The 16,496-nt window shown below is 68.0% G+C and carries 13 protein-coding genes; 8 read left to right on the top strand and 5 right to left on the bottom strand.

All coding sequences use genetic code 11. The features are described from left to right. Positions 1 to 16: 16 nt before the first annotated feature. Both VLI41_RS15650 and VLI41_RS15645 read right to left on the bottom strand, forming a co-directional pair. Complete coding sequence (locus VLI41_RS15650) at positions 17 to 2,536, bottom strand: ABC transporter permease (protein ID WP_325269019.1); 2,520 nt, start codon at positions 2,534 to 2,536, stop codon at positions 17 to 19. Continuing rightward, positions 2,533 to 3,213 (bottom strand): ABC transporter ATP-binding protein, encoded by a 681-nt coding sequence (locus VLI41_RS15645; RefSeq protein ID WP_325269018.1) that lies wholly within the window; start codon positions 3,211 to 3,213, stop codon positions 2,533 to 2,535. The genes VLI41_RS15650 and VLI41_RS15645 overlap by 4 nt, the downstream gene beginning before the upstream one ends. A 52-nt stretch (positions 3,214 to 3,265) precedes the next feature. Here VLI41_RS15645 and VLI41_RS15640 point away from each other — a divergent pair, with 52 nt between their 5' ends. After that, positions 3,266 to 3,907 (top strand): arylesterase, encoded by a 642-nt coding sequence (locus VLI41_RS15640; protein WP_325269017.1) that lies wholly within the window; start codon positions 3,266 to 3,268, stop codon positions 3,905 to 3,907. A gap of 12 nt (positions 3,908 to 3,919) precedes the next feature. Here VLI41_RS15640 and VLI41_RS15635 read toward each other — a convergent pair whose 3' ends face one another. Together VLI41_RS15635 and VLI41_RS15630 are read right to left on the bottom strand one after the other, a co-directional pair. Then, a complete protein-coding gene (locus tag VLI41_RS15635; RefSeq protein WP_325269016.1) occupies positions 3,920 to 4,531 on the bottom strand; it encodes a sugar transferase in 612 nt (203 codons plus the stop codon). A 407-nt stretch (positions 4,532 to 4,938) separates the two neighbouring features. After that, positions 4,939 to 5,127, bottom strand: coding sequence for a hypothetical protein (locus tag VLI41_RS15630; protein WP_325269015.1), 189 nt, complete (start codon positions 5,125 to 5,127; stop codon positions 4,939 to 4,941). 200 nt (positions 5,128 to 5,327) lie between these two features. Here VLI41_RS15630 and VLI41_RS15625 point away from each other — a divergent pair, with 200 nt between their 5' ends. The 6 genes from VLI41_RS15625 (at position 5,328) to VLI41_RS15600 (ending at position 14,341) form a co-directional block, all read left to right on the top strand. Beyond that, a complete protein-coding gene (locus VLI41_RS15625; RefSeq protein WP_325269014.1) occupies positions 5,328 to 6,014 on the top strand; it encodes a polysaccharide biosynthesis/export family protein in 687 nt (228 codons plus the stop codon). Between the two features lie 69 nt (positions 6,015 to 6,083). Continuing rightward, complete coding sequence (locus VLI41_RS15620; RefSeq protein WP_325269013.1) at positions 6,084 to 8,294, top strand: GumC family protein; 2,211 nt, start codon at positions 6,084 to 6,086, stop codon at positions 8,292 to 8,294. 284 nt (positions 8,295 to 8,578) lie between these two features. Then, positions 8,579 to 9,613: a GDP-mannose 4,6-dehydratase gene (locus tag VLI41_RS15615; protein WP_325269012.1), complete on the top strand. Its 1,035-nt coding sequence runs from the start codon at positions 8,579 to 8,581 to the stop codon at positions 9,611 to 9,613. Then, positions 9,610 to 10,731 (top strand): glycosyltransferase, encoded by a 1,122-nt coding sequence (locus VLI41_RS15610; protein ID WP_325269011.1) that lies wholly within the window; start codon positions 9,610 to 9,612, stop codon positions 10,729 to 10,731. Before VLI41_RS15615 ends, VLI41_RS15610 begins: the two co-directional genes overlap by 4 nt. Before the next feature lie 74 nt (positions 10,732 to 10,805). Further along, on the top strand, positions 10,806 to 12,152 hold the full coding sequence (locus VLI41_RS15605) for a hypothetical protein (RefSeq protein ID WP_325269010.1): 1,347 nt from the start codon (positions 10,806 to 10,808) through the stop codon (positions 12,150 to 12,152). Continuing rightward, positions 12,149 to 14,341, top strand: coding sequence for a GumC family protein (locus VLI41_RS15600; RefSeq protein ID WP_325269009.1), 2,193 nt, complete (start codon positions 12,149 to 12,151; stop codon positions 14,339 to 14,341). The genes VLI41_RS15605 and VLI41_RS15600 overlap by 4 nt, the downstream gene beginning before the upstream one ends. A gap of 4 nt (positions 14,342 to 14,345) precedes the next feature. On the opposite strand, the gene VLI41_RS15595 is transcribed toward VLI41_RS15600, so the two are convergent. Next, positions 14,346 to 15,158 (bottom strand): glycoside hydrolase family 16 protein, encoded by an 813-nt coding sequence (locus VLI41_RS15595; RefSeq protein ID WP_325269008.1) that lies wholly within the window; start codon positions 15,156 to 15,158, stop codon positions 14,346 to 14,348. A 393-nt stretch (positions 15,159 to 15,551) separates the two neighbouring features. Here VLI41_RS15595 and VLI41_RS15590 point away from each other — a divergent pair. After that, a partial coding sequence (locus VLI41_RS15590) for a glycoside hydrolase family 16 protein (protein ID WP_325269007.1) occupies positions 15,552 to 16,496 on the top strand: 945 nt, incomplete at its 3' end.

The raw sequence follows: 16,496 nt of genomic DNA, 5'->3' as shown, positions 1-16,496 counted from the left end.
GCCGCCGCGTCAGCCCCTATTCCGTTCGCAGCGCCGGCGCCGGCCGCTTCGACAGCGCCTGGAAGGCGGCGAGCAGGCCGCCGATGGCCGCCAGCGCCGCCGCGCCGCCGAGCAGGGCGCCGACGCCCGTCCAGTCCACGCTCCAGTGGACCTTGAAGACCTTGACCACCACCGGCCAGGCGGCGGCGTAGCCCAGGGCGACGCCAGCCGCCCCTGCGATCGCGCCCACCGCCCCGTACTCCAGCACATAAGCGAAGAGGATCTGTGCGCGCGAAGCGCCCAGCACCTTCAGCGTCGCGGCTTCCCGGGTCCGCTCGCGGGCGCGCGCGGCGATCGCGCCGGCCAGCACCAGCAGCCCGGCCAGGGCCGCCACGGCCGCAGCCCCGCGCACCGCCAGCGCCACGCGATCGAACAGCTCGGTCGCGGCCTCGAGCTGTTCGCGCACCGAGATCACGTTCACCTGCGGGAAGGGACCCGCGAGGACGCGGATCACCCGCTGCTCCTGAGCGCGGCTCGCCTTGGCGATCGCCACGTCGTGCAGGTGCGCGCCGGCGAGCGCGTCCGGCGTGACCACCAGGGCGAAGCTCGCGCCGAAGCTGCCGAACTCCACCTTGCGCAGCGCCGCCACGCGGGCGTCGATCTCGCGCCCGAGAATCGACAGGGTGACGGACTCGCCGACCTTGAGGTTCGTGGCCTTGGCGACGTCCTCGTCCAGCGCCGCCAGCGGCGGGCCGGCGTAGCGGGCGGGCCACCAGCGGCCGTCGGTGATCCCCGGGTTGGGCGGCTCGGGGCCGATGGCGGAAAGCGAGACATCGTTGTCGTAGGCCCAGCGCTCGGATCGCGGCAGACGGGCCGCATCCACCGGCCGGCCGCGCACCTTGACGATCCGACCGGTCAGGAAGGGCACGCGCAGGTAGGTGTCGCGGGTCAGGGGCTGGCCGAAGGCGCGGCGCACGAGCCCGTCGAACTCGGCGGCGCGATCGCCGGGGATGTCGGTGAACACCAGGGCCGGGGCGGTCTGCGGGGCGACCTCGGTCACCTCGGCCAGAAGGCTGGACTGGATCAGCACCACGGCCGCCAGCAGGCCGACGCCCAGGCCGATGGCGGGCGCCGCGGTGCGCGCCGCCGAGCGGGGGCCGGCGAGGTTGGCGAGACCGATCCGCACCGGCCCGCGGGCGGCGCCGCGCGCCCGGCCCGCCGCCCGCGCCGCCCCCCAGCCGATCGCCCAGAGCAGCAGGAAGGCCGCGGCCACCCCGCCGATCATGATCCCGGCGGCGAGCGGCGTGGGGGCGGTGACGATGGCGAGCGCCGCCAGCCCGGCCGCGGCCAGGCCCGCGCCGACGATCTCCGGGCCGAAGCGCAGCGCGCCCGAGAGGTCGCTGCGGAACAGGCTGGCGGGCGGCGTCGCCCGGGCTCGGGCCAGGGGCGCCAGCGAGAACGCCGCGGCCGACAGCAGCCCGAACGCGGCCGCCTTGGCGAGCGGCCAGGGATAGACGGCGAACAGCGCCGGGACCGGCAGCTCGTGCTTGACGAGGGCGCCCAGGATCAGCGGCGCGGCCGCCCCGGCCGCCAGCCCGATCGCCACGCCCAGGGCCGCGAGCACGCCGATCTGGATCAGGTAGAGGTCGCGCACCAGCGCGCCCTGCGCCCCGAGGGCCTTCAGTGTCGCGATGGCCGGCTTGCGGGCTTCCAGGTAGGCGCTGACCGCGCCGAAGACCCCCAGGCCGCCCGCCACCAACGAGGCCAGGCCGATGAAGCCGAGGAAATACTCGAGCTGGTCGATCACCCGTTCGACGCCGGGGGCGGCGTCATCGCGGTCGCGGATGCGGAACGCCTCGCCCGGAAAGGCCTTCTTGATCGCCGCCATGGCAGGCTTGGGCTCGAGCCCGGGCCGAAGCGCGATCCGCACCGTCTCGCCGAACGGCAGCCCCGGGGTCAGGAAGCCGCCCGCCTGCAGCGCGCCCATGCGGGTCAGGACCCGGGGCCCGAGGGCAAAGCCGCGCGCCAGGCGGTCCGGCTCCTCCAGCAGCACGGCCCGAGCGACGATCGGGACGTTTCCGGCCAGGAACCGGTCGCCGAGCTTGAGGTGCAGGCGATCGAGCAGCGACTGCTCGACGGCCGCTCCCCAGGCGTCGCCGTCGCGCCTCAGCGCCGCGCCGAGCGACGGCGCCCCTCTCAGCGTCACCTTGCCGGCCAGCGGATAGTCGCCCTCGATCCCTCGCAGCTCCACCAGCCGCCGCTCGCCGGAAGGGGCTTCGGCCATGGCGCGGTTCGCGGCGGCGACGGAGACCCGGCCCAGGCTTGCGAAATAGGCGCGCTCCTGGGGCGAGAAGCGCCGTTGCTGGACGGTGATCGAGAGGTCGCCGCCCAGGATCTCGCGGGCCTGGCTCGCCAGGCCCTGGCGGAAAGCCTCGGCCGTGGAGCCCGCCGCGGCTATGGCCGCGACGCCGAGCGCCAGGCAGGCCAGGAAGATTCGGAAGCCCCGCACGCCTGAGCGCAGCTCGCGGGCGGCGAAGCGGAGGGCCAGCGGCGTCATGCCGCCTCGACGGTTCGCCCGTCGCGAAGCCGCACCATCCGGTCGGCGCGGCCGGCCAGCGCCACGTCGTGGGTGACCAGGACCAGCGCCGCACCGGTCATGGCGACCAGCTCGAACATCAGCTCGGCCACCTGCTGTGCGTTGGCCGCGTCCAGGTTTCCGGTCGGCTCGTCAGCGAACATGAGCTGCGGCTGAGGCGCAAGCGCGCGGGCCAGCGCCACTCGCTGCTGCTCGCCGCCGGAGAGCTGGTGCGGATAGTGATGGCCCCGCGCGGAAAGCCCGACCCGCTCGAGCCAGTGGCGGGCGGTGCGGGTCGCATCGGCCATGCCCGCGATCTCCAGCGGCGCAGCGACGTTCTCCTGCGCCGTCATGTTCGGCAGCAGGTGGAAGGACTGGAACACCAGCGAGACACGACCCCGCCGGAGCCGCGCCCGGCCATCCTCGTTCAGCCGGGCGAGATCTTCGCCGAACAGCAGGACGCGGCCGCCGGTCGGCCGCTCGAGGCCGGCGGCCACCGCGATCAGCGACGACTTGCCGGAGCCGGAAGGCCCGACCAGCGCCACCCGCTCGCCCGCCGCCACGCGCACCTCCAGCTCGCGCAGGATCTCCACCGGACCCGCCGGCGACGGCAGGGTCAGAGACACGCGGTCCAGGATCAGCGGAACGTCGGCGGACAACCAGGCCTCAGGCGTTGGCGACGGGCAGATGCGTCCTACATAGGGCAGGCGCATGGCCGATACATCTCACCGCGTCTCCCGCCGAAGCCTGATCGCCGCCGGCCTGGCCGCCCTGCCGGTCCGGGCGCTCGCGGCGCGCGGCAAGGTGGTCACCATCCTGGGCGACTCCATCACCGCGGGGCTAGGCCTGCCCGGCCGCGACGCACTGCCCAACCAGCTGCACCTCGCCCTTGAGCGCCGCGGCGTGCCGAACACCGTGCGCGGCGCCGGGGTCTCCGGCGACACCACCGCCGACGGCCTGGGACGCCTCGACTTCTCGATCCGGCCGGACAGCTCCGTCGTGGTGGTCGCCCTCGGCGGGAACGACCTGTTGCAGGGCATCGACCCGAAGGCCACCCGCGCCAATCTGGACAAGATCCTCACCCGCCTGGCGGCGCATCACGTGTCCGTGGTGCTCTGCGGGATCCGGGCGCCTCGCGAGATCGGGGCCGGCTATGCGCGGGACTTCAACGCCGTTTTCCCGGACCTCGCCCGCGCCCACCACGTGGCGCTCTATCCGGACCTGCTGGAAGGCGTGGAGCGCAACGCGGCGCTCAATCAGGCCGACGGCATCCATCCCAATGCGCACGGCGTGCGGGTCATCGCGTCCCGCCTGGCGCCGGTGGTGGCGAAGGTGTTGCGCGCGCGTCCCTAGCCCGGCTCGGCCTCAGTAGGATCCGCGCCGGCTGAGCACAGCCGGCACGGTCGCAAGGATGATATAGCTGTCCAGGAAGAGATTGCGCTCGCGGGCGTAGACGCAGTCCAGGGCGACCCGCGTGCGATAGGCGGTCTCGCTGCGCCCGCTCACCTGCCACAGGCCGGTGATCCCCGGCTTGACCGCGCAGTAGTGGCGGAAGCGGCGGCCATATTTGGCGATCTCGGCGTCGACGATCGGGCGCGGCCCCACCAGGCTCATGTCGCCGCGCAGAACGTTGAAGAGCTGCGGCAACTCGTCGAGGCTCGAGCGCCTGAGAAACGCGCCCAGCCTGGTCACCCGCGGATCCCTGCGGAGCTTATGGTCCTTCTCCCACTCCGCGCGGGCTTGAGGATCGTTGGCCAGGAGGTCGGCTAGCCGCCGTTCGGCGTCCACGGTCATGGTTCGGAATTTCAGGCAGTAGAAGTGCCGCCCGTCCTGGCCGATGCGGCGATGCGCGAACAGAATCGGCCCGCCGTCCTGGGCGAAGACCGCGATGGCGACGGCGATCATCACCGGCGCCAGAAAGATCAGCGCCACCAGGGCGACGAGAATGCTCATCGCCTCGGTCAGGGTTTCATCCAAGGCTACCTGGCGCGTTTGAGGCCGGGCCCTTCGCAGGACCTCGCTGCTGAAAACTATTTCTGACATGACGACTTCGGAAGCTGTCAGCGGAGCCACTCTCCGCCGGAATTTCAGCCCGACAACCCACGGCCACGGTTGAGGGTTCCTCAGCGCCGCAAGGGTTTTTTCACCATCTTCCGCGGTGCGGCCCCGCAGCCACAGATTGCCCCGATCACGCGGACCAGGAGTGGGCGTCGCGCCCGGCTTCAGCCCTGGCGCACGCTCTTGAAACCGCAGCCAGATAGCTTGCTGCGGGACCCATCGCGGTTGCGCCAATCGCCCCGGATTCTCGATCGGATCCGTCGTCGCGACGACGCCGGACGATCACTCGCTTCGGATGGGCGCGCGTGGCAGGTGAGTGGACGAGCCTAGGCTGTGGCGTCTTCGGTCACGCCCGACGCATTGCGCCTGAGGGCGCGGTCCACCGCCGCCTCGGCGTCTGCACGGCTCCGATGCGCGCCGCAGGCCACCGTCGCGCCGTTCTCGTCGTAGATGCTCCAAGCCCAGCCTTCTTGCTGCTGGCTCAGCGAATAGGCGAACGCCTTCGGCTCCTGCATTCCCGTCTCCTCGACATCCTTCAGAACTCAGGAGATTTGAAGAGGTTGCGGGCGCTGCGGAGGTTTGCCGCAATCGTGAGCGACCAACGGCGTCCGCCGATCAAGAGCCGGTTGCGGGCGGAACACCGAGCGCTCTGCGGAGTTGAGACAATGGCGGCGCTTCCAAGCCGCACTGGTCACGTCCTTGGAGTTCTCCCACGATGCGCAGGCGTCTGTTCTCGCTGGCCGCGGCGACGCTTCTTGCCTTCTCCGCCACGCCGGTTTTCGCCACTTCCGCGCTGCTCCCGCCTCCCGACAACGTGTCGCGCGTGACCCCCGGCGCGACGGAATACCGGATCGGGCCGCAGGATACGCTCGAGATCAACGTCAATCAGCTCCCCGAGCTCAGCCACACGGTCCAGGTCGACCTGGGCGGCAAGATCCTCCTGCCGCTCATCGGCCAGATCAATGCGCTCGGGCGCACGCCGCCCGAACTGTCGAACGACATCGCCGCGGCGCTGCGCAAGAGCTACATGAAGGACCCGCAGGTCACCGTGGCCGTAAAGGAGGCGCAGGGTCAAAAGGTGACGGTCGAAGGCGCGGTCGCCTCGCCGGGCGTCTATGCGCTCGCCGGCCCGACCAGCCTCATGCAGGCCGTGGCGCTGGCCAAGGGGGTCGACTCGAGGCTCGCCAACGAACATCGCGTCGCCATCTTTCGCACTGTGGGGGGCGTGCGGCGCTCCGCCTTTTACGACCTTGCCCAGATCCGGACCGGCAAGGCGGAAGACCCCTCCATCTACGGCAACGACATCGTCGTGGTCGACCAGTCCGGCGCCAAGTCGTTCATGCAAAACTTCCAGGGCGGGTCGTTCCTCGGGCTGCTCGGGATGCTGATCCGGCCGTGGTGATCGCGGCCCCGCGCAGATTCATCGTTCAGGCCGGCTCGATCGGCTTCATGGGACAATGCAGGTAACAGAATGAACGATCTGGTCACCGTCGCTTACGAGCCGCCGGGATACACGGTTCAGTCTCTTCCTCCCGGGGAGCCGGCCGAACGCATGCACCTGCGCCAGCTCATCGGCATCATGCTCCAACGCGCCAAGCTCGGTCTGGCGGTCGGCGCCGTGGTCTTTCTGGTGGTCATCGGCGCGTTCGCGCTGAAGACGCCGGCCTATACGGCGACTGGCTCGATGCTCGTCGACACCAAGGGCGTCAACATCGCCACGCCCCAGCAAGCGAACACGCCGCAAGCGGACACGGACCTCGTGGACACTCAGGTCGAGATGCTCCGCTCGCATGCCCTCGCGGAGCGTGTGGTTCGGCGGCTCAAGCTTTACAACGATCCCGAGTTCAGCCCTTCGGCGCGCCCGCAGTTCTTCGGGCTGATCCACGCCCGGCAGCCGATCGCCCAGCCCACGGATCGCCTGGTCTCGGCGATTGCCGATGTGACCCGCCGTCACCTCCACGTGCGACGGGCGGAGGCTACCTACATCGTGAACGTCAGCTTCAGCGCGTCGTCTCCGGCGCGGGCCGCGCAGATTGCCAACACCTACATGGACGAGTTCCAGCGCAAGCAGCTCGACGACAAGATCGCCATCGTGAGCCGCGCAAATGGCGAGATCGGCGCGAGTCTCGAAAAGATGCGGGCCGACGCCGAACGGACCGAAGCGGACGTGCAGCGCTACAAGATCGCTCATGGTCTGATGAGCGCCGACGGCGCGACCATGGCCGAGCAGGAGGTCTCCACGCTGAATCAGCAGATCGCCGCGGCCAAGGCCGAGCATGCCGAGAAGGCGGCCCGGCTGGAAGCCGCGCTCGGACAGCTGCGCAGCGGCGGCGGCGGCGCCGACGTGGGTGCCGCGCTCGGGTCCGACACCATTCGCGAGCTGCGCAAGCAGGAAGCGGAACTCTCGGTGAAGCTGGCCCAGCTCAAGACCGACTTCAAACCCGAATATCCGGAGGTGAAGCGCACCCAGGCCCAGCTCGACGACATCCGCGCAGCGATCCAGAGCGAGATCAATCGTATCCTGTCCAACCTGCGAGCCGAGGCCCAGGCGGCGGCCGGGCGGGAATCGTCGCTGCTCGCGAGCCGAGGGCAAGCTCAGGGCGGATTGGCTTCGAACAATGAAGCCATGATCGGCCTCGTGGGCCTGCAGCAGCGCGCGGACGCCGCGAAGGGCATCTACGAGTCCTATCTCACGCGCGCCAAGCAGATCGCGGCTGAGAGCGGCCTGCAGCAGGCCGATGCTTCGGTCAATTCCGCGGCCGCGCCGCCGACCGAGCCATCGTCGCCCAATATGCAACTCGGCGTCTTCCTGGCGTTCCTCGCGGCGGTGATTTCTGCGGCGGCGGCGGTGCTGATCGCGGAGTTCTGGGACAAGCACCTGCGCAGCCGCCTGGACGTCGAGCGGGAGCTCGGGGTGCCCTTCGCGGGCGTCCTGCCTGACTTCCGCTCGGTGAAGCCGAAGAACCTTCGCGGACCCGACGCGCAGCCGCAGGAGTATCTGGTCAACCATCCTTACTCCGGGTTCGCAGAGGCGTTCCGCAACCTGCGCGCCTTCCTGACCATCTCGACGCGCGGCGACAACGCGAAGCTCATCGCGGTGACCTCTGCGGTCCCGCGCGAAGGCAAGAGCCTGACCTCCTTCTGCCTCGCCCGGACGCTCGCGCTGAGCGGCTCACGGGTCTGCCTGGTGGATTGCGACCTGCGCCAACGCGGGGTCAGCAAGCTCATCGGCCAGGGCGACATCGGCATCGTCGAGGTGGTCCAGGACAAGGCTTCCCTCGAGCAGGCGCTGGTGCACGATCCGAAGAGCGACTGTTTCGTCCTGCGGGCGACCGGCAAGTCGATCCCTTACGATCTGTTCTCGAAACCGGAGACCGACGCGCTGTTCGCGACCCTGCAGGAGCGCTTCGACTACGTGATCCTCGACAGCCCGCCGATCCTCGGGGTCGCCGACGCGCGCATCCTCGCCGCGAAGGCCGATCGCGTCCTCTACCTTGTCCAATGGAACAAGACGCCCATCCGGGCTGCGCAGTCGGCGACCGACATCCTCCATGAGTGCGGTGCGAATGTCGCTGGCGCCCTGCTCACCAAGGTGAATGTGAAGGATCAGGCGCGGTACGGTTATGGCGACTCGAGCGATTATTATGGCTACTTCAAGAATTACTATATCGCCGCAGCCTGATTCCGCTCGCGAATGCCGGCCGTGCTCGATCACGATTTCCAGAGCCGCCGCCGGAGCTCCTCCGGCGGCGGCGCAAGTTCGTCACCCCGGGATGCTCTAGCGATCAGGGTCCGCCGGCGACCGAACAGGCCTCGTCGGCCGTTTCGGGCCGATTCAGCTCGTCGGTCTCCGCCGAGGAACCAACCTTGGCCGTTGGGAATTCCCAGGATGAGCGGTTTGCGGAGGGCCGAGCTCCGCTGCGGTCTCCCCAGCTTTCGCCTTATGGACTTTCAGTTCAGCTCTCAATGAAGACAGCCTTCATCACCGGTGTCAGCGGACAAGACGGTTCGTATCTCACCGATTTGCTGCTGCGAAAAGGCTATGTTGTTCATGGCGTCGTGCGGCGGTCGAGCAATATTGACCGTCCCAGATTGGACCACATAACTTCCGATCTCAGAATGCATGATCGACAGTTCTTCCTGCACTATTGCGATCTTGAAGACACCACCAACCTCCGCCGGATCATTTTGCACGCACATCCGGACGAGATCTACCACTTCGCTGGCCAATCTCATGTGGGCCTGAGCTTCGAGACGCCCGAGTCGACGTGCGACTTCACCGCCATGGGCACGCTGCGGTTGCTGGAAATCATCCGCGACCTCGATCCGTCGCCCCGATTCCTGAACATGGGCAGCAGTGAGATCTTCGGACGCCCCGCGGTGTCGCCGCAGGATGAAACCACGCCGGTCGCTCCCGTGTCGCCGTATGGCGTAGCCAAGGCGTTTGCGGTCCAGATGACGAAAGTATATCGGGAATCCTTCCACTTATTCGCCTGCAGTGCGATTTGCTACAATCATGAATCCGAGCGCCGGAGTCCGGCTTTCGTGACAAGGAAGATCGCGCGCGCCGTGGCCGAAATCCGTCGGTTTCCTGAGGCGAAGCTTCGCCTCGGCCGGCTCGATACCACTCGCGACTGGGGATATGCCCCGGAATACGTGGAGGCGATGTGGCGGATCATGCAGTTGAACGAACCGACTGACGTCGTGCTCGCCACCGGCAGGCCGACCTCGGTGGCCGAGTTCCTCAGCTACGCATTCGAGCACGCGGGCCTGGATTGGAAGGCCCACGTCCTGACCGACGATCGGCTCATCCGTCCGGCGGAGCCGCTCAGCCTGGTGGGCGATCCTTCGAAGGCCGAGCGTCTCCTGGACTGGCGTGCGAAAACCACGGCTCGCGATCTGGCGCGGTTGATGGTCGATGCGGAGCTCAAGGGCCAGGCGGGCATGCTTGCGGAAGGCGATCGCCTCGTCACGGTGGTGGGCGAGGACGTGGGCGCATGAACGCGGTCGCGCCACGGACGCCCCCGACCGCCGAGGCCTGGCCGGCCCGCCCGGCGCGGTCGAACCGAAGCTGTCTCTTCGTCCGACCGGCCGCCAGCCGGGACGCCAACGGCGGCGATACCATCGTCTATCGCCGGTGGGCCGAATACGTCTCGGCCCGAGTGTCGATCGAGGTCCTCGAGCTGCCGCCGATCGGTCGGGCAGGTCAGCTGTGGAATGTCGCGCGCGGCGCGCCTCCGGAAGCGGCGCGGTATGACGGCGCGCAAAACCGCCGGGCCCTGCGCGCGGCCCTGGCGAAGCGGCGCTTCGATCTGGTGCTGTTCGCCCACGAAGGCGCCTTCCCGCTCGGCGACGAGCCCGCGCTGGCGGGCATCCGGAAAGTATATTTCACGCAGAACCTGCACTCGCTGATCGCCAAGACGGACCACAGCTGGGCGGCGCGCATTCTGCAGCCGGGGGCGGCGCGGTTCGAACGGCGCTGGTACGGCGACCTTTCGGCCCGGCTGCTGTGCATATCCCAGGCGGACCTCGCGGGCCTGCGAGCGCTCGGCATCGAGCGCCCGGAGGTCTCTGTCGCTCCGCCGGGTGCGCCGCCACAGACGCCGCTTTCGCCCTCGGCGACGCTGAGACCAGAGGCCGTCGTCACCGGCTCGTACGGGTGGTGGCGCAAGCGCCGGGACCTCAGGCGCCTGGCGGCGGAACGGCCGTCGCTGCCGGTTCCCATCCTCGTGCGCGACACGGCCGCGGCGGAAATCCTTCGACGCCACGAGAAGGTGATCGCCACGCGCGCCATTGACTGGGGTCTGGGGGTGCGCTTCGGCATTGTGAGCGATCGGTTCCTTGGCGGATTCAAGCTCAAGGCGGTGGAATACGTCGCCGGCAACTGCGTGGTGCTGAGCCTGTGCGACCTTCGCGACGAATTCGCCGGCCTGCCGCATGCGGAGGAGTTCGTCCGCTTCGTCAGGTCCAAGAAGGAAATGGCGGATCTCATCCAGGACTGGCTCGGCTCGCCCGACGACCAGAGGATCGAGCGCTTCAGAATATTCAAAGCCGCGTGTCTGGAGCGCTACGATTGGGAGCGCTGCCTGGCGCCCTTGGGCGAAGCGCTGCTGATCTAGACGGTGCGCGAACCAACTCGCCTCTGCGCCGTTGAATGCGGTGAAGGCATAGCTGCCGCCCGGAAGGGGGGAACGTGACTGACGCCGCGCACGCAATTCCGTACGTTCCGGCGGCGCACCCGCAGGATCTCGTCCGGCGCGACTTGGCCTATTGGGGCTTCGCCGCCCAGATCGTCGTGCTCGTGCTGCTGCAGAAGTTCGTGCTTCCGATTCCCGGGGCGCCGATCAGCCTGCCCTTGGTCACGCTCTACGGCTGGTTGGCTTACATGCTGCTGACCAGCCGGCTTCACGTGTCCTACCCCAGGCTGCTGATGGTAGGCGTGTTCTTTGCAACGGCGACGATCAGCCAGGTCATCGCCAACCGTCCGATATCGTTGCTGAGTTATCTGGAACTGCTGCTGCTGTACTCGCCCTTCGTTCTGGTATGGAAGGTCACGGCTCAGCAGCACCTGCGGCTGATGAGCGTGTTCCAGGACGCGATGCTGATCGGCGCGGCCATGGTGTTCGTGCAACTCGCGTCGCAGGCTGCGTTCGGCCTCGGCGACCTCCCCAGCCTCGAAAAGTTCGTTCCGAAATTTCTGCTGCTGCAGGGGTTCAACTACGCACCGCCGATCGCCTGGGGCGACGCCTTCATTCGGCCGAATGGCTTCTTCTTCCTCGAGCCGTCGTTTGCGTCCTCGTTCCTGGCGGCGGCCCTTCTGATCGAGCTGATGTTCTTCCACCGCATGTCGCGGGTGCTGGTCTATGGCGGGGCGCTTCTCGGAACGGTCGCGGCCACCGGCATCCTCATGGTGCTGATCGCCGGAGCGCCCTTGATGCTGGCGCGCAGGGGCCGAGCGGTCGTCCTTGCCGCGGCGGCCGGGGCCCTCGGGATCGTCACCGCCTACTACTCCGGCCTGCTCGAGCACCTCACCGGACGTTTCGCCGAGCTCGGTCTGCGGAACAGCAGCGGCTTTCAGCGGCTCGTGGCCCCTCTGCACCAGCTGAGCGGCGTCTTCGCCGATCCGGCGCATCTGGTCACCGGACTGGGGGCGGGAAACGCCATCGAAAACGGCGTGAGCCTCTGGCCCATCGCCAAGGTGATGGTGGAGTACGGGGCGCTTCCCGGCGTCCTGTTCCTGGCGGCGATGGGGACCTGCATGCTGGGGACCGCGAACGCCCCGCTGGCCCTGGCCTTGTTCGTCGCCTTCAACTTCACCGGAGGCTTCCTGCTCAACCCGGTGAGCGTCATTCAGATCCTGCTGTTGGTCAGCTTCCTGGCGATCCGAGCGCCGCGTTTCGCCGTTCATCGGCCCGCCGGCGCTGCACGCCTGCTGAGCCGCGCGCGCGCCGCCGCCCTCTCCCAGCTCGCCCCCCGCGCCGGGCGGCATGCCGCAAACCCGACGGCTCCGCGCGCGGTCCCGCCGAGGCGACTGGCATGAACAATTTCACTTCCTCAGCGCACGAATTGCGCGTGCGGCCCGGGGCGCAGAGGCGGGCGGAGGATCCGGGCCGCATCGAATTTCGCAGCGTCGTCGCCACGGCGTGGCGACGGGCAGGCCTGGGCCTTGGCGTCGGCGTCGCGCTGATCGCGCTCGTCCTTGCCTATGCCGCCACGCGACCCCCGCTGTTCACGGCCTACGGACAACTCCTCGTCGACCCCAGGCAGGCCAATCTGACGGCGATCCAACCCTCCCAGCCCGACGGGAAGGTCGAGGTGAACCTGCTCGACACCGATGTCGAGACGATCGGCTCCAGGGCCGCGGCCGAGGACCTGGTCCGCCGCTATGCGCTGGATCGCGATCCCGAGTTCAATCCGGCGGCGCGCGCGAGCGATCGCAAGCCCGATGCGCTCGCGTTCGAGCGCATCGTCCAGCGCGTCAGGGACAGGATCACCGTCGATCGCGACACCAAGGCTCCGCTGATCTCCGTCGGATTTTCGTCACGCTCGCCCCTCAAGGCCGCCAGGCTGGCCAACGGGCTGCTCCAGGTCTTCCTCGACCAGAAGGTGAAGGCGAAGGTCGCGACCTTCGAACACGCCGACGAGGGCGTCAGGAGCGGCCTGGAGACCATGCGGCGACAGGTCGAGGCAGCCGAACAGAACCTGGCGGAATACAAGAACGCGCATGGCCTCTACGGCACGGACGACACCATCGCCGCCGAGCAGGAAGCCTCGCTGCTGAGCCAGGAGGTCGCCAAGGCGCAGGCCGACGCGGCGGAACGGCGCGCATCGCTGGACGCGGCGCTCCGCCAGGCGGGGCCCGGCGGATCCCTCGACAACGTCGGAGCCTCCACGACCTCGCCGGCGATGTACGTTCTGCGCAAGAAGGAGGCGGAGGTCAGCATCCGGCTGGCGCAGCTGGAGGCCGACTTCAAGCCGGAATACCCGGAAGTGAAGCGCGCGCAGGCGCAGCTGAACGACATCCGCGCCGCGATTCAGCAGGAGACCAGGCGCGTCCTCTCCAGCCTCCGCGCCGAGGCGCAGGCCGCGAACGGTCGCGTCTCGTCTCTGGCCGCCAGCCGCGGAGCCATCGAGGGCGCGCTGGCGGCGCGCGACCGGGCCGAGCCGGACCTGTTCTCGCTCGAGCAGAAGGCGACCTCGGCCAAGGAGCTCTACGCCGCCTATCTCAAGCGGATCGGTGAGATTGCGGCGGGGCGCGACATGCCGCAGACCGACGCCAGGATTGTGGCCGTCGCCGACCCACCCCACAGCCCCTCCTCCCCCAACATGCTCGACATGTCGCTGTTTGCGCTGGTGCTCGGCGCGCTGGGCGCAGCCGCGGCAATGATCGTCGCCGAAGTGTGGGACCGCACGCTGCGCAGCCGCGCGGACGTGGAGCGAGAGCTTGCGATGCAGGTCGCCGGCGTATTGCCCGAGCTCGCATCCGTCAGGGCCGCCGCCCGGGGCCGCTCACAGCCGCCCGAGGACTACCTGGTCCGCGAGCCGTTCTCGAGCTTCGCGGAGAGTTTCCGCCATCTGCACGCCTTCGTCGCGTTGCGGCCGGGGCCGTCTGGCGGAGGAAGGATCATCGCATTCACCTCGGCGATCCCCGGGGAGGGCAAGAGTCTGAGCTGCTGTTGCCTGGGCCGCGCGATGGCGCTGTCCGGAAAGCGGGTGGTCGTCGTCGATTGCGACCTGAGGCGGCGGGGCCTGACAAGGCGCCTCGGCGAAGCCGACCGAGGCGTCGTCCAGGTCGCCGACGGCTCGGTTCCGCTGGCCGAGGCTTTGCGTCTCGATGCGGCGAGCGGCCTTTGGGTGCTTCCCGCAAGCCCGAACGCGGTTCCGGAAGATCTGTTCGCACACCCGGAGACCGAACGCCTCTTCGAGCGCCTCCGAGAAGACTTCGATTACGTGCTCCTCGACACGCCGCCTGTTCTGGGCGTCGCTGACGCCCGGGTGGTCGCGGGCAAGGCCGACCAGGTCTTGCTGGGCGTACGCTGGGACCGCACGCCCCTGCGAGCCGCCCAGGCTGCCGCGCAGATCCTCTACGAGAGCGGCGCCCCGATCGTAGGCGCGGTCCTGACCCGCGTCGACGCCAGGGGATACGCGGGTTTCTCGAGCGCCGGTCAAACGCCCTACGGCCAGGCTCGAAGGCGCCCCGTGGGAGTCGCCGTGCTGCAGGGGGGCTGACGCCTTAGTCGGCCGGACGGTAGGCCTTGACCGACGAGACCAGCAAGCTCGCCGGGAAGCCGTTCGGGTCTTCCGGGAGATTGTTGTCCCAACCGCCGATCGCCAGATTGATCAGCATGTACATGGGTTGGTGCAGGCCCGGGTTTGGCCGCCTATGCACCGAGGCTCCGTCCACGAACCAGACGAGCTCCTGGGGCGTCCACAGGATGCCGTACTTGTGCGGTCGCGCCGTATCGTACCCATCCACCCAGACGGCTTCGGCCTTGCCCGCATAGTGGGCGTTGAAGAACAGCCGATGGGGGTTCGAGGCCACCCATTCGACCACGTCGATCTCGTCGCCGGCGTGGGGGCCGTCGGGCGGCCCCAGAAGCCAAAAGGCCGGCCAGCAGCCGCGCACCTGGGGAAAGCTCATCTCGGCTTCGAAGTAGCCGTACTGCTGACGGAAGGACGCCTCCGTCGTGATGAGCCCGGAGGTGTAGGGAAGCGGTGTCTTGCGCCCCGTGTAGGGACTGAACAGCCGCGGATCCGCGACGTTCGGGTTCTTGGCCGCGACGATCCTGAGGCCCTCGCTCGACCTGACGAACGGATTTATCCCGCAGAACTCCCGGTCGACGTAGATCTCCTTTTCAGCCGGAAGCGACCGGCTGGAGGCGTCGTTCTGATCGCCGAACCAGTAGTTGGTCTTCCAGCGGCCGGACCGGCTCCGCCGATCATAGAAACTCACGGGCCCGGCGAAGGTCTCCACGAAGCTCGCCCTGAGCGGCGGCAACGTGGCCGCATCCGCACAGAGCGGCCCGGCGAGCGGCCAGGCGGCCAAGGCTCCGAAGGCATCGCGCCTTGTCAGTTTGAACATCGGGGAAGACCTGCACGCCATTGGCAGATCGAGCTAGAACGCAGCATTTACGGCGCAGTTCCAGTCTCTCGTCAGCCGATCCATGGAAGACTAGCCAAGACGGAATCTAGGCAGCAATCGACCTCGATTACACAGCAAGTTCTGTCGCGATAACTCCGGATTGCGCGGAATTCCTGCGGGTGAAGCCGGCAAATACCCCCGACATCAGATCATTCCGGACTGCCGCACAGTGCGACCGCGGCGGAAAAAGGTCTCTTGGGCTGGAACATACCTACCGCAGAGATAGTTTTTTCCGGATAGCAGCGCTTGCACATCCGGTGAGATTTCGTACAGCGGAGAGTGCGGGCGGCTCGGGGCTTGCCCGTCTTCGAGGGATCTAAGGTGGCTATTGATCCGAACAATCTCGCCGGAACTGCTAAGCTTACGTTCGACGATGAGTTCAATAGTCTGTCTCTGTGGAACGGGACATCAGGCTGGTACACGAATTACAATTTCAATGGCAGCGATGTCGCGACGTTCAGTGGCAACGGCGAGCTCGAATGGTACATAAACGCATCGAACCCGAATACTACTAGCGTCAAGCCCTGGGCGGTATCCAACGGCATCCTCACGCTTACCGCTGCGCCGGCAGATCCGTCAATTCAGCCCTTCATCGATAACTATCATTATACGTCGGGTGTTCTGACGTCTCAATTCTCCTTCTCTCAGCTATACGGATACTTCGAGATAAGCGCCAAGTTGCCGGCAGGTCAGGGCTTCTGGCCGGCCTTCTGGCTCCTGCCCACCGATAATTCGAACCGCCCCGAGATCGACATCTTCGAGGTGCTGGGAAGCAACACCACCTCGCTCTGGCAGTTCTCGCACACGGCCGACGTCAGCTTCGACGCGCCTTTCAACAACACGGTTGCCGACATGTCGACCGGCTTCCATCGCTACGGCGTCGATTGGGAGCCGGACAAGATCACCTTCTATTTCGACGGTCACGTGATGGGCGTCGCGAACACGGCTCCCGAAGACGACGTGCCGATGTACATGCTGATGAACCTGGCGGTCGGCGGGACTTGGGGCGGAGCTCCTGACGCTACGACCAATTTTCCCGGTCAATACCAGATCGATTACGTCCGGGTGTACCAGTCGAACGCCGTCAGCACGAGCACCACGCTCTCGATCTCCCCGACCAGCGTCTCGCACGCGGAGGGCGACACCGGATCGACCGCCTTCGTCTACACCCTGACCCGCTCCGGCGACCTCACCGGGACCAGCGCCGTCAACTGGTCGGTGGCGGGCTCCGGGACCAACGCC

The sequence above is a fragment of the Phenylobacterium sp. genome (genome assembly GCF_035475775.1).
In the GTDB taxonomy this organism is placed as follows: domain Bacteria; phylum Pseudomonadota; class Alphaproteobacteria; order Caulobacterales; family Caulobacteraceae; genus Phenylobacterium.
Note: the sequence above shows the minus strand (reverse complement) of the source record. Positions and strands in the feature narration are given on the sequence as shown.